This is a genomic window from Oceanobacillus caeni (assembly GCF_042678465.1).
GTDB lineage: Bacteria > Bacillota > Bacilli > Bacillales > Amphibacillaceae > Oceanobacillus > Oceanobacillus caeni.
Window position 1 is genome coordinate 1 of record NZ_JBHTKV010000016.1, and the last position, 13,895, is coordinate 13,895.

The window sequence follows — 13,895 nt, forward strand, 5'->3', positions numbered from 1 at the left end:
GTTGAGCTAACCGCTACTTCTGTCTTCACGGCTCGGGACTTTCACCCTAGAGATTGCACCCATGCCGGGCGCACAAAAGAAACGACTTCACATGGTGAAGTCGTTTCTCGTATTACTGATGATCCGGATTTCCATAAAGCTCTTCTAATGGTTTTGTAATAATTTTACTAATATCATTAATTAAAAGATTTAGTTGTTGTTCATCTTCCATTAGTTTAGAAATATCACTATGTTGTTGTACTTCTTCTACAACTGTGCGAGCTTGTTCTACTTCTTCTTCCGTTATATCTAATCCTTGCATTTGTTTTTCTTGTAATTGCATTTGTGTATCGCGAAAACGTTCAAATAATTGTTTTGCTTGTGGATTACTCATTACTGCTTCAAAGGAATTTTTTAAATGATTAAATTCCTCACTTTCTCGAATTGCTTTCTCCAAATCGTACGCACTATCATGAATATTAGCCAAAAACGTACCCTCCTAGATTTTTATTCTTATCCACTATATCAAACGTGATTTCCCATGTATACCCATAAGTCATTATTTAATTTCAATGAATCACCACTACCATGTTAAAATGGATATATATGATAGAAAAGAGGAATTACATGTATATGAATGATCTAAAGAAAATATTCCCATCTTTATGCTATAAAGATGAAGGAGTTAATATTCCAGAAAAATATAGTTGGTTTATAACAGATGATCATAAAATAATTGGGATTGATAAAAAGGAACTAACCCATAAAGATGAAGAAATATTATCGGCTTTTCTTACACCATACCATATTTTTATTCCTCAACCTACAGAATTAGAACAAATTTGGAATCAACGAATTCATACTAATACTAATAATGAATATGTTAATACATTTCGTTTTGTTTATTTTTCTACAAAGAACACTCCAATGGAACCAAAACTATTTAAAGAAGCAATACATAATTTCTATACAAACCCTGTAGCAATCATGTGGGAAAACGATCATCAAGGGGTTATCATCGAAGAAAAACCTAACATTTCGGATGAATCGATATCCTATGAACAAATGATTGACGTATTAATGAGCGATTTATATATAAACATACGCTTTTGCATCGGACCATATATGAATAAGTTGGAAAGATTAAATGATTTTTATACAACTTTTATAAAGGAAGCTAATATTGCATTTCACTATACAGACCAATCAGTTGTTACGTATGTTGATGCGATTCCCTATCTTCTGATCCACCAAGCAGAAAAGGAATTTTTACAAAAAACGAAAGATATGATATTAGGCGAATTGACAAATGATCAAGATCTACTCCATTCCATTAAGGTATTTATTCTAAGTAATCAAAATGTAACTACTGCTGCAAAAAAACTACATTTACATCGCAATAGCTTACAATATCGATTAGATAAATTTATTGATAAAACCGGTATAGATGTTAGACAATTCAGTGGTGCAATGGCTGTATATTTAGCGATATTGTCCATGGTGCACAAGAAATAGTCTATTCTTTGTGCACGTCTACCATTTTCAGAATTCTCCATAAACCATACAATATAATTAACCGCTTACACCAAATTGGAGGTAATAAAAATGGCTGAATTAAGATTAGAACATATACAAAAAAAATATGATAAAGAAGTAGTTGCAGTAAAGGACTTCAATCTACATATCAAAGACAAAGAATTTATCGTCTTCGTAGGTCCTTCTGGTTGTGGTAAATCTACTACACTACGTATGGTTGCTGGATTGGAAGAAATTTCAGGTGGAGATTTTTATATTGATGGTAAACGTATGAACGATGTTGCTCCTAAAGATCGTGATATCGCGATGGTATTCCAAAACTATGCTCTTTATCCACATATGTCTGTATTTGATAATATGGCGTTTGGATTAAAACTACGTAAATTTAGCAAAGAGGAAATTAACAAACGTGTGAATAATGCGGCCAAAATTTTAGGCCTTGAAGCTTATTTAGACCGTAAACCAAAGGCCCTTTCAGGTGGTCAACGTCAACGTGTTGCTCTTGGTCGTGCAATAGTAAGAGATGCAAAAGTATTCTTAATGGACGAGCCTTTATCAAACCTAGATGCAAAACTTCGTGTTCAAATGCGTGCTGAAATTCAAAAACTACACCAAAGATTACAAACAACTACCATTTATGTAACACATGATCAAACAGAAGCGATGACAATGGCTACACGGCTTGTAGTTATGAAAGATGGAATAATCCAACAAATCGGTTCACCAAAAGAAGTTTATGATCTTCCTGAAAATGTATTTGTTGCCGGATTTATTGGGTCGCCCGCAATGAACTTCTTTCATGGTAAAATAACAGACGGTTATTTTGAAATAGGAGACGTTAAAATAAAAGTTCCAGAAGGTAGAATGAAATCGTTACGTGAACAAGGATATACAAATAAAGACGTTATTTTAGGTATGCGTCCAGAAGATATCCATGACGAGCCGGCATTCATCGCTGCCTCTCCTGAAACAAAACTCAATGTAAAAATTGATGTATCAGAACTAATGGGGGCTGAATCCTATCTATATTCTTCCGTAGCTGGCCAAGAATTTGTTGCCCGAGTAGATTCACGTTCCAATATCAATGGTGGAGATCAAATTGATTTGGCATTTGATATGAACCGTGTACATTTCTTTGATGCAGAAACAGAAAGCCGTATTAAATAAGTTTTAATCAAAAATCGAGTACATGGTGCTCGATTTTTTGACGCCCCTCTAAAAAGAGGAAAGCCTTTGCTTTCCTCTTATGCCATTTCTATATTAAATTTATTGTCCACCATTTAGTTGTTGTTGAGCTGTGTGTACTAGACGTTTTGTAATTTCTCCACCAACAGAACCGTTAGCACGAGAAGTAGTGTCTGCACCTAAGTTCACACCAAATTCAGATGCGATTTCAACCTTCATTTGGTTTAGAGCTTGCTCAACCCCAGGAACTAATAATTGGTTAGAATTGTTGCTTGCCATTTTTATCTCACCTCCTTGTTTGTTGTATTTCTATTGTCTGTTATTTTTATAAATCCTATTACAAAAAAACATTGGTAAAATGTAGATATAATTCCAATTCAACAGCTACTACAAAAAATAAACGCTTGGAGTAAACTTTCTATTACTCCAAGCGTTTGCTATTCATTATTTAGGATGTGTCATTTCTTCCGGTTTTACAAATTCATCAAATTCTTCCGCTGTCAGCAATCCTAATTTAACAGCGGTTTCTTTTAATGTTGAGTTTTCATTAAATGCTGTTTTAGCAATTTTTGCTGCATTTTCATATCCAATATGTGGATTTAATGCAGTTACTAGCATTAAGGAATCATTTAAATTCTTTTCAATTTGTTCATGGTTTGGTTCGATTCCTTGAGCACAACGCTCATCAAAAGAAAGAATACTATCGGCTAGTAATTGACAAGATTGTAAGAAGTTATAAGCAATAACTGGTTTGAATACATTTAATTCAAAGTTACCTTGGCTTGCTGCAAAGCCAATTGTAGCATCATTACCCATTACTTGTGCAGACACCATTGTAACTGCTTCACTTTGAGTTGGATTAACTTTACCAGGCATTATCGAGCTTCCTGGTTCATTCGCTGGTATGGTAATTTCCCCAATTCCGCAACGTGGGCCACTTGCTAACCACCGGACATCATTAGCAATCTTCATCATGTCCGCAGCAAGACCTTTTAGTGCACCATGAGCATATACAGATTCGTCATGACTGGTTAAAGAATGAAACTTGTTTGGCGCGGAAACAAATGTTTTTCCAGTAAATTCACTAATCGCCTGACATACACGTTCTGAGAATTCAGGATGTGCATTTAGGCCTGTACCAACTGCTGTTCCCCCAATTGCTAATTCTTTAATATGCTCAACACTTTCCTTAATCATCATTTCTGATTTTTCAAGCATACGATGCCATCCACTAATTTCTTGTCCTAATGTTAGTGGTGTAGCATCTTGAAGGTGAGTTCGTCCAATTTTTACGATATCAGAAAACGCATCGATTTTTCCTTTAAGTGTATTTTTTAATGTTTTCACAGCAGGAAGTACTTCATCTTCTAATTTTAATACGAAAGCAACATGCATAGCTGTTGGGTATGTATCATTAGAACTTTGTGATTTATTTACATCATCATTAGGATGAAGGATTAAATCGCTACCATTTTCTAATAGCCATTTATTTCCAACATGTGCGATTACTTCATTGACATTCATATTCGATTGTGTACCACTGCCAGTTTGCCAAACTACTAATGGGAAATGGTCATCTATTTTCCCTTCAATAATTTGATCTGCTGCATAGGCAATAGCTTCGGCCTTTTTACTATCTAATAAACCTAGATCACTATTAGCTTTTGCCGCACTTTTCTTCAAAATCGCAAATGCACGAACAACTTCTTTTGGCATTAATTCATTTCCAATAGGAAAGTTTTGTTTACTACGTTGTGTTTGTGCACCCCAGAATTTGTCTGCTGGTACATTAATTTCCCCTAATGTATCTCTTTCAACACGGTATTCCATCCTGTAATTCCTCCCCTATGTTACTTTTACTATCAACTATATTGTAACAAATTTCATAACAAATAAGGTACTAAATATACTAGGTTTAAGGTAATTTTATAAAGAAGTTGGATAAAAAACTACAAAAAGCCCCACCAATAATGGCGAGGCTTCCTATTTTTCTACTCCCAAACGTAGTCCATATACACTTGGCTATATTTTAAAAATTCATCTTTATTATCTGTCTCAATCGAATAATGGATCTTGTCCAATATTTTTTGTTTATTCCAGTTAAAGCAAATCTCATCCAACATTAACTGTGCATTTAAACCAAACTCATAAGGGATTTCTTTTCTTGCATAAAGTTCCGTACCTGCATAGCGACGAAAGTTGTATATTACTTTTTGTTGTTTCAAGAGAACTCCCCCTTAACCTTTTTAATATTATAATAATTTTTTAGAAAAATCTCAACACTTATTTTTACAAATACATGATGACTTTTGATTCATAATAAGTAAGGTATTTATTTCATTCCCTGTAATCATAATAATTAAACTTCTTACATATCCTGTCTTTTCTTTAGACTATGAAATTTACATATGAGAGAATTTAGGTAACAACATAGCGGAGGAAATAAGATGAATTACGCAGATAACTTAAAGCAGGCTGAAAAAGGAGCATGGATAAGCATAATAGCTTATATCACTCTTTCTATTATAAAATTGCTTATTGCTTATGTTGGTGACTCTGATGCCTTACGTGCTGATGGATTAAATAATGCAACAGATGTTATCGCATCAATAGCCGTCTTAGTTGGATTGAAAATTTCCCGTAAACCACCTGATAACGATCATCCATATGGTCATTACCGGGTCGAAACGATTGCCTCCTTATTTGCAGCTTTTATTATGGCGTTTATAGGGATACAGGTTATTTTCGATACATTCCAAAAAGTCATTTCTAATAAAGTGTCGGAGGCTCCCAATTTATTAACTGCTTGGACAGCTCTAGGTGCGGCTATTGTTATGTTTTTTGTTTACCAGTTCAATGTTAAACTTGCTAAGAAAATAGAAAGTAGCTCATTGAATGCAGCCGCACAAGATAATAAATCAGATGCTCTAGTAAGTATTGGAGCATTTGTAGGAATTATCGGTGCGCAATTTGGACTATTCTGGCTTGACCCGCTTGCAGGCTTTGTTGTGGGAATCATCATTTGTAAAACAGCTTTGGATATTTTCAGGGAAGCAACCCTCACTCTGACAGATGGTTTTGAAGAGGATAGATTAAAAGAGATTCAAGCAAGTATTGAAAAAGTGAAGGAAGTAAAAGAAGTGATTGATGTGAAAGGGAGAATCCACGGAAATCAATCACTTTTAGATGTAACCATATTAGTTGATCCCAATTTAAATGTCATTCAAAGCCATCGCATAACCGAAGATATTGAAAATTACTTGTATGACCAACATAAAATAACTTATGTGCATATCCATATCGAACCATACTGTAAATAGGCTGTTCAAAATAACAGCCTATTTAACTATTCATGTATAATTGACACTAGTTTTCTTAATCCATCTAATAATCTTGGGGATGGTCTACAAAATAGTGATTCCTCTAAAACATGAATCTTTTTATTTTTTATTGCTGGCATCTCACTCCATCCCGGTCTTTTGATCACCAATTCCGGGCGCATTTTTTCCTCTTTCACCCCCACCCATACCATACAAATATGGTCTGGATTTCGTTCTTTTACATCATCCCAATCTGTCTGAACACTTGCGACTTTTTCTGATGAGAAAATATTCTCTCCACCAGCTATTTCACTAATTTCAGACAGCCAGTTCAATCCACCTGGAGTAAATATTGGTTTAGGCCACCATTCCCAGTATAATTTAGTTTTTTTCTCATTTGATTGAAATTTATTTCTAATCCCTTCTATATCACCTAAGAATTGTTTAGCCTTTTCTTCACCTAAGTCGCTAAACCCTAGTGCTTCCCCCACTGTTTGAATGTCCTTTGCAATCTCTTGGAGTGAATTTGGATTTAAAATAATATATGGTATCTTTCTTTCATCCAATGCTTTAATGTTCTTCTCCATACCAGGCACACTTAAAGAAGCAAGTACAAGATCGGGTTTCATATCCTCCACCTTATCCATATCTATAGAGAGGTCTGGACCAACCTTTGGTAAATTTTGAATAGATGCTGGCCAGTCCGAATAATTATCCACCCCTACTAAAACTTTAGTTAATCCTAAATAGGCTACAATCTCTGTGTTACTCGGACAAATCGATACAACTCGCATAAAATTTCTCCTCTCATTTTTAACTTTATAAAGAAACGTCCAGAAAATGCTAGGTCTAAAAATCTGCATTTTCTGGACGTTGAATAGATATATTATTTAGCAGTAAGAAAAGAGTAAACTTTCTTCCTGTAGCGAATGTTAAGCTTTCTAATCTTGATCTGTTATGATAAGTGGACCATCTTTTGTAATGACAATTGTATGTTCATACTGTGCAGAACGGCCTTTATCAACTGTTCTTGCTGTCCAACCGTTCGAATCCATCTTACTTCTCCAATCACCTTCGTTAATCATTGGCTCGATTGTAATAACCATTCCTTCTTTTAGGCGCATTCCTTTATTTGGCAAACCAAAATGTGGGATGTGTGGATCTTCGTGAAGGGTAGGGCCAATTCCATGCCCAGTAAAGTCACGGACAACTGAAAAACCTTCAGCTTCTGCAAAAGTTTGGATAGCATGACCAATATCACCAATGCGATTTCCAACTTGTGCCTGCTCAATTCCTTTATAAAGGGATTCTTTTGTTACAGCCATTAAGTGTTTCCCTTTTTCATCTACGTTTCCAACTGCATATGTCCAAGCTGAATCTGCCAATCCCCCATCTATATTCACTACCATATCAATGGTTACGATATCTCCATCTTTCAGTTTCTCATTTCGGGGAAAACCATGACATATTTCATCGTTTATGGAGGCACATGTTGCATATTCATAGCCATTATATCCCTTTTGCTCAGGAGTTGCTCCATTCTTAGTTAGAAAATCTTCGACAAAAGCATCAATCTCCATTGTTGTAATACCAGGTCTAATCATTTTTGCTATTTCTTTATGTGTTTTAACAAGCAAATCGCCTGCCGCTTGCATCTTCTCAATTTCACGTTTACTTTTACGAGTAATCAACTATCTTCTTCCTTTCTTTTGGCAGATTGGAAAATATATAAAATTTTTCTCCTGCATAAGTACAACTAAGATACTTCTTAGCTTCTTACTTCTATATAAAAGCTATACCTAACTAATTATCGATACCACATAAATTTTATCATAAAGTTAAACTTCTTGCAGATTTTATGGATTTACTTTAGTGACCGACTTCCATCAATGGGGGGTTCCTTCATCCCCCACTGATAGTTAGTCGCACTTACCGAACTTCCTACCTACCTTTTTTGTCCCTCAGAAGCTTGAAAATGCAGTGGGTTACCCACTGCATTTTTTCTTAATATACGCATCCTCCTGTATAGGAAGTACCAATAATAATTAGAAGGATAAATAGAACGACTAACAGCGCAAAGCCTGAGCCGAAACCTCCAAAAAATTCTTTACTCATAACTTTCCCTCCCTCTTTTAAAGGCTAATTTACTATATTCAATTAGAATTCAAAATGGGAAGGGATTTTTAGAAAACTTAGGATTTATCAAGTATTTGGGCGAACACCTAAGTCACATTATACACCTAATAATGTTTATAATCAGAGATAATCTGTAATATTATATAATTTCCCATTGATCACACCTTCATCATTTAAAATATCAATTAATACACTAGCTACGTCAACGGGACTGTTTAATTGGTTTTCCGCTTTTAATTTTCGATAACGTTCCACATCTAAAAAAGCACCTTTATCCATCGACCGAATAGTTTCCTGCATTTGTGTATCCATAACTCCTGGATTAAATGCAATTACTTTGTTTCCTGTGTTCAATTCCTCCTGTTCCAGGGCAACGGTTTCTGTATACAGATTAATACCTGCTTTCGTAGAACAATACGTACTCCATCCAAAAATTGGTCGTTTCCCTGCTCCTGATGTAACTTCGACAGCTATAGCTTGTACATGCTCATGCTTATTTGCTTCGTTTAGGAAGGAATTCGTTATTAACATAGGAGCTATCATATTCACATGGATGTGATTAACTAGATCTTCTTTTTTGATATTCATTGCTTGATCCATCGGTTCGACAGCAGCAGCATTATTAATTAGAAAGACTTCCGTTAATTCCGGTATGAAAACGAAATCTTTTAATTGTTCAAAAGTGTCATCTACTTCGTCAGGGTCGCTTAAATTACAACTAAAATGCTTATAAATTTGATTATTCTCTTCCGCTATTTTTGGTAATTTATGATTATTCGTTCTTGATATTCCTATAACGTGAACACCAGATTCTAAAAATAACTTTGCTAGACCTTCTCCTAACCCTCTTGAAACACCAGTAATGATGGCGAATTTCGTCACTATTACTCCCCCTGTTCCTCATTTTATTCTTTTGATTTAACGTTATCCCAATAGTAAACTAATGTTTCCATTCCCTTTTCCAAACTATCCATAGGAAAGCTTTCATTTGGGGAATGTAATCGATCTTCAGGTGTACCAAACCCTAATAATACAATTGGAATTTGATAAATAGCTTCTATCCATTCTACAACTGGAATCGAACCACCCATGCGAATATAGACGGTTTCTTTACCAAAAGCTTTTGTATAACTTTCAGCCGCCTTTTTAATTAAAGGATGTGTTGGTTCTACTTTATATGCCTTAGCTGATAATTTTTCTTTTTTCACTTCTACTACAACACCTTTTGGCGCTACACGATGGACATGTTGTTCCAATAAGTATTGAATGTTTTCTGGATCTTGCCCTGGAACTAATCGACACGTAATTTTTGCAGTAGCTGATGAAGGGATGATTGTCTTGGTCCCTTCTCCCTGATACCCGCCATATATCCCATTTAATTCCAAAGTCGGTCGTCCCATTGTATGCTCTTTTGGAGAATATCCTTTTTCCGAAACTGTTTCCGGAATTCCTGTCGCCTTCACAAAGTCTTCACTCGGCACCTCAGCAATTAGTTTCCTTTCTTCATCCGTCAATGGCTCAACACCATCATAAAAACCATCAATCGTAATGACTTCCTCTTCATTTTTCATTGTGGATAAAATATGACTTAAAGCCATTATAGGGTTTCTTACTGCACCACCGTACATACCTGAATGAAGATCATGATTCGGTCCCGTTACCGTAATTTCAATACCAGTAAACCCTTTTAATCCGTATAAAATGGTTGGTTGATTTTTCGCTACCATTCCAGAATCTGAAATAACGGCAAAATCGGCTTGGAATTGTTCTTTTTTGCTTTGTAAAATTTCATATAAATTCTTACTACCAATTTCTTCTTCCCCTTCAATACAAACTTTCACGTTAATTGGAAGCCTTCCCTCTGTATTCATATATGCCTCAAATACGGCTAGATGCATAAATACTTGTCCCTTATCATCACTTGACCCTCGCGCATACAGTCTTCCATCTCTTATCTCTGGTTTAAAAGGATCACTATCCCATTTGTCAATTGGATCTACCGGTTGCACATCGTAATGTCCGTAAAACAGTACAGTAGGTGCAGTTGAACCAGCTCCATTATATTCTGCATAAACAATCGGATGTCCGTTCGTTTGCTGCTTTTCAACTTTTTCAAATCGTATATCATTCAAATATGTAACAAGGAAATCACAAGCTTTATTTACATCATCTCTATATTTACTGTCTGTACTAATACTAGGAATGGATAAGAACTCATTCAATTTAGATATTAATTCCTCTTGATGTTCTTTCAAATACTTTAACGCCTTTTCACTCATCTTTTTTCCCTCCGCATAAACGTTTTCATTCATTTTAGCATATTTTTAAAAAAATAAAAAAAGAAGCAAGCAACCATCATTAGTTGCTTGCAAGAAGTTTTATTTACCTTTTATTCTGTGGGAATAGGCGTTCAATCATATTACCAAATTGGTCAAAGAATCCTTCCACTGGTTTACCACGGTCAACATCATTCGAATAATTATTTGCTAAATTAAAGAAATCTGGGTTTGTGGAGACGTAAACATTGTCTATATCGTTGTCAACTGAACGAACAATATCTGATATTTCTTTTTTGACATGATCTGATAATTGATCATCAAACATGTCATTATCATTGTTATTAACATTATTGTTGTTAATATTGTTATTGTTGTTGTTACCGTTATTGTTGTTATTGTTGTCTGTATCTAATTCCGCAGCAACATATGCGTTATTATCCGTGGTTAATACATAGACATTATCAATTTCTTTTACTTTCTTAGAAATTTGATTTGCTGCTTCTTTGGATACTTCATAACGAGTATTGTTATTGTTACGAACGCCATCATTTCGGTCCCCAACATTACGAACGCCGTCATTTCGATCTGCGACATTACGGAAACCATCGTTTCGATCTCCTACTCGATTTCCATTGTCATTATTAAATATATCATTATTGGTTAAATATCGATTATCACGGTTTTGGAAACGATCTGCATCGCGTTCTAATGTGTAGTTACGAACGTTGGTCATTCCGTCACCAGTGTTATTCCTGTTTTGATCCATATTACCAGGAGCGGCTCCTTGATCCCCCGCTTGACATCCCACTAAAGCCATTGTTACAACAACTGCGCCAGATAAGAGCTTTTTCTTCAAATTTGTTTCCTCCTTTTGATTATGAATCAGTCATAGTATGATTCCTAAGGAGAACAATATTCGATAAATGTTGATACTATTTCTGGTAATCCAACCATAAACTAAAATACACATGTTACCTTAACAATGGGCATGATAGTAGTAACCCTGAATGTTAAGGAGGGGTAAAATGGTGCCTGATTATGACAAAGCCTTATATTATACGCTTTGGGGACAATGGGATGATTTACTTGTATTGATGGTACGAACAAAAGATGATATGCTTTCCAAAAAGATCCAGCATTTTCTGCATTCTTACCGATATTCCCTTGATCAGCAGAAGGTAATGGAATCCCATGACAACCTTCTTTATTATATAGACCATGCAATGAAACAAACACCTACTATGACGATGGAAGTATAGAAAAGCGGAGCGACTTTCACCTCAAGGGTATAAGTGCGACTAAGCCTCAGGTTTCACCATCGGCAAGTCTTCTTTATCGTGTCATGAGGTGAAGGATCTTGCTACGGCTTTAGCGCTGAAGCTGGAAAATTAAAAGGAAAAGCAATAATTTGCTTTTCCTTTCATGTTTATTCATTATTTCCGTTCTTTCCTTTTTGATTACTCGGATGATTTTCATCCTTCCAATTGGCCTGATCATTATCCTTTTTATTTTGACTTGGATGTTGATCGCTATTCTTTTTTATATTATTACCGTTAGAATTAATCTCGCCATTTTTACCTTTTAATTCACTTGGATGTGGGTCTTCCTTTGAATCTTCATCAGTTGGTATATTTTCTTCCTCATTGGTTTCCGTATGTTCTTCAACTTCAGATTCCTGGGGTGGATTAGGGGTATTAACTTCCTCGTTCGTTTCATCGTTGATGTCATCGTTCATTTCAACATTTTCATCATTTTCCATTTCTTCTTCATGATCTTCCTGTGGTTCCTCTTCATTTACTATCTCTTCTTCATCTGTTTTCTCTTCCGCATTATCTGTAGATTTAAAGAAAGTATCCATGATTTCTACTTCTGAAATATCAAGAAAATCCTCATTTTGAAGAGATTGAATAGATTCCGGTTCTTGGCCAATAATCAATTGTTTAGCCATCAGTTTATTCATTGACGTCTCTTGTTCGTTTGCCAAGTCACGAATATCTTTCGGAACATTAAAAGCAGCAAGATTCCAATCAGGTTTATTTTCCTCAAAATGGTTTTCAATTTCCTTTAAAATCTTTTGTTCATCATCTGTTTTTTCTTCATCCATATAACTTATTCCAACTAATATATTTTTCCCGTTGTTTATTAACCCATTTTCCTCACTTGTATTCATAATCATCTGAATGACTGTTTCCAAATTTTCGTTTAAATAATTCGTTAATTCTCCCATTATTTGTTCTGCATCATCATTCATAGCATGTATTTTTCGTACAGTATAATTTTCATCTACCTCTAATTCTATACTAGGGTTAATATCGACTGTAACATACGCATACGTTTTATCGTTTGGGGAAAAATAAAAGGGAAGAAAAAGACAAACCAGTACGATACATGCAACCGTTAATATTCTAGCTGGTAAATGCCTTTTATTATTTTTGGATAGGAAAAAAAACCTCTTTGGGTAAATTGGTTCAAATACAACCTCATCACCTATTTGTGCATCCTTTACGTAAACTTTCCCTTTTAAAAAAGCCCCATCTTTCGTCATTAAGATAGTATATTTTCGATGTCGTTCGAGTATAATTCCTTTTTTCACAGACCCACACCCTTAAGATAGTCCTTCAAATATATAAAATCTTCACTTAGAACAATAAAAATGGCCAAAATGAATTTTCGGTTACGTTCTAATGTTTTTTTACTTACATCCACCTGCTTGGAAAGCCCTTTAATCGGCAGTTTTTTCTTTTTCCAAACATATTCTCGCAAATCTTTATCCGCATATAAAATACGTGCCGTTCGAACAGCCGATTCTCTTGCATCATTATGTTTTGGAGAAACTTCTGTAAGCTCCATAAGACTTAATTTGTACTCTGAGAGCTTTTTCTTAAATTCTTCAATTTCATCCCTTAACATGGCCGCATTTTCTTTTTCTTGATAATGCTCCTTAGCAATACGGATTTCGGTAGGGTTTTCCAATTGATCATCATCAAAATCCTCATCAATAGAAACTGTTTTAACGCCCTTTTGACTGTAACGAATATAATCAATCACTTTCCGTTTGATGACAATGCTCGCGAAATTCAAAAATGAACTACCTTTTTCAATCGAATAGGAAAAAATCGCATCATTAAAAGCTGTTAATCCTATACTGAATTCATCATCGTGCTGGGGATTGATATATCGTTTACAAACATCCGAAACACATTTTGCTACAAATGGTTGATACGTTTTTAACAGATAATTGTGTACTTCTGTATCTCCATTTTGCGCAGAAATAATCAACTGCTCAAGGGGTTTTTCTTGTACTGTTTTATTAATCATTAAACAGGAGCACCCCCTGATAATATATTTTTCGTAGTATACAGAAACTTTTTGGGTGTGGTTTCATACTATTATTATTTATTTGATTTACTAGAGAAACTAACATTTTCATTCCACCATTTTCTAATTCGTGTCACGACAT

At 35.0% G+C, this 13,895-nt stretch carries 16 protein-coding genes; 4 read left to right on the top strand and 12 right to left on the bottom strand.

Going from position 1 to position 13,895, the window contains the following annotated elements; all coding sequences use genetic code 11:
• Positions 1–112 precede the first annotated feature (112 nt).
• Complete coding sequence (locus ACFQ18_RS11835) at positions 113–466, bottom strand: YlbF family regulator (RefSeq protein ID WP_047185274.1); 354 nt, start codon at positions 464–466, stop codon at positions 113–115.
• A gap of 140 nt (positions 467–606) precedes the next feature.
• On the opposite strand from ACFQ18_RS11835, the gene ACFQ18_RS11840 reads away from it, so the two are divergent.
• Positions 607–1,494, top strand: coding sequence for a PucR family transcriptional regulator (locus tag ACFQ18_RS11840; RefSeq protein ID WP_060667487.1), 888 nt, complete (start codon positions 607–609; stop codon positions 1,492–1,494).
• A 90-nt stretch (positions 1,495–1,584) separates the two neighbouring features.
• A complete protein-coding gene (locus ACFQ18_RS11845; protein ID WP_047185273.1) occupies positions 1,585–2,682 on the top strand; it encodes an ABC transporter ATP-binding protein in 1,098 nt (365 codons plus the stop codon).
• A gap of 99 nt (positions 2,683–2,781) precedes the next feature.
• Here the strand turns inward: ACFQ18_RS11845 and ACFQ18_RS11850 are convergent, their stop codons facing one another.
• The 3 genes from ACFQ18_RS11850 to ACFQ18_RS11860 all read right to left on the bottom strand — a co-directional run bounded on the left by ACFQ18_RS11850 (position 2,782) and on the right by ACFQ18_RS11860 (position 4,925).
• On the bottom strand, positions 2,782–2,979 hold the full coding sequence (locus tag ACFQ18_RS11850; protein ID WP_047185272.1) for an alpha/beta-type small acid-soluble spore protein: 198 nt from the start codon (positions 2,977–2,979) through the stop codon (positions 2,782–2,784).
• A gap of 165 nt (positions 2,980–3,144) precedes the next feature.
• Positions 3,145–4,530, bottom strand: a complete 1,386-nt coding sequence (fumC, locus tag ACFQ18_RS11855) for a class II fumarate hydratase (protein ID WP_047185271.1) — start codon at positions 4,528–4,530, stop codon at positions 3,145–3,147.
• A 161-nt stretch (positions 4,531–4,691) separates the two neighbouring features.
• Positions 4,692–4,925 carry a hypothetical protein gene (locus tag ACFQ18_RS11860; protein ID WP_047185270.1) on the bottom strand — a complete coding sequence of 78 codons (234 nt, stop codon included), beginning with the start codon at positions 4,923–4,925 and terminating at the stop codon, positions 4,692–4,694.
• A gap of 222 nt (positions 4,926–5,147) precedes the next feature.
• Between ACFQ18_RS11860 and ACFQ18_RS11865 the strand changes: the two genes are divergently transcribed.
• Entirely contained in the window at positions 5,148–6,020 is an 873-nt protein-coding gene (locus ACFQ18_RS11865) for a cation diffusion facilitator family transporter (protein ID WP_047185269.1), read from the top strand.
• Between the two features lie 26 nt (positions 6,021–6,046).
• On the opposite strand, the gene ACFQ18_RS11870 is transcribed toward ACFQ18_RS11865, so the two are convergent.
• The 6 genes from ACFQ18_RS11870 to ACFQ18_RS11895 form a co-directional block, all read right to left on the bottom strand.
• The gene (locus ACFQ18_RS11870) at positions 6,047–6,814 is read right to left on the bottom strand and encodes a cobalamin-binding protein (protein ID WP_060667489.1); all 768 of its coding nucleotides are present in this window, start codon (positions 6,812–6,814) and stop codon (positions 6,047–6,049) included.
• 147 nt (positions 6,815–6,961) lie between these two features.
• Positions 6,962–7,711, bottom strand: a complete 750-nt coding sequence (map, locus tag ACFQ18_RS11875) for a type I methionyl aminopeptidase (RefSeq protein ID WP_047185267.1) — start codon at positions 7,709–7,711, stop codon at positions 6,962–6,964.
• 313 nt (positions 7,712–8,024) lie between these two features.
• Positions 8,025–8,135 carry a YjcZ family sporulation protein gene (locus tag ACFQ18_RS11880; RefSeq protein WP_047185266.1) on the bottom strand — a complete coding sequence of 37 codons (111 nt, stop codon included), beginning with the start codon at positions 8,133–8,135 and terminating at the stop codon, positions 8,025–8,027.
• Positions 8,136–8,276: 141 nt separating this feature from the next.
• Positions 8,277–9,038 (bottom strand): (S)-benzoin forming benzil reductase, encoded by a 762-nt coding sequence (locus ACFQ18_RS11885; RefSeq protein ID WP_047185265.1) that lies wholly within the window; start codon positions 9,036–9,038, stop codon positions 8,277–8,279.
• A gap of 23 nt (positions 9,039–9,061) precedes the next feature.
• Positions 9,062–10,435, bottom strand: coding sequence for a dipeptidase (locus tag ACFQ18_RS11890; protein WP_047185264.1), 1,374 nt, complete (start codon positions 10,433–10,435; stop codon positions 9,062–9,064).
• Positions 10,436–10,538: 103 nt separating this feature from the next.
• Complete coding sequence (locus ACFQ18_RS11895) at positions 10,539–11,291, bottom strand: YhcN/YlaJ family sporulation lipoprotein (RefSeq protein WP_047185263.1); 753 nt, start codon at positions 11,289–11,291, stop codon at positions 10,539–10,541.
• A gap of 169 nt (positions 11,292–11,460) precedes the next feature.
• On the opposite strand from ACFQ18_RS11895, the gene ACFQ18_RS11900 reads away from it, so the two are divergent.
• Entirely contained in the window at positions 11,461–11,694 is a 234-nt protein-coding gene (locus tag ACFQ18_RS11900; RefSeq protein ID WP_047185262.1) for a YhdB family protein, read from the top strand.
• Positions 11,695–11,861: 167 nt separating this feature from the next.
• Here ACFQ18_RS11900 and ACFQ18_RS11905 read toward each other — a convergent pair whose 3' ends face one another.
• Together ACFQ18_RS11905 and sigI are read right to left on the bottom strand one after the other, a co-directional pair.
• On the bottom strand, positions 11,862–13,028 hold the full coding sequence (locus ACFQ18_RS11905; RefSeq protein ID WP_047185261.1) for an anti-sigma factor domain-containing protein: 1,167 nt from the start codon (positions 13,026–13,028) through the stop codon (positions 11,862–11,864).
• A complete protein-coding gene (sigI, locus tag ACFQ18_RS11910) occupies positions 13,025–13,753 on the bottom strand; it encodes an RNA polymerase sigma-I factor (protein ID WP_060667494.1) in 729 nt (242 codons plus the stop codon). Before sigI ends, ACFQ18_RS11905 begins: the two co-directional genes overlap by 4 nt.
• Positions 13,754–13,895 lie beyond the last annotated feature (142 nt).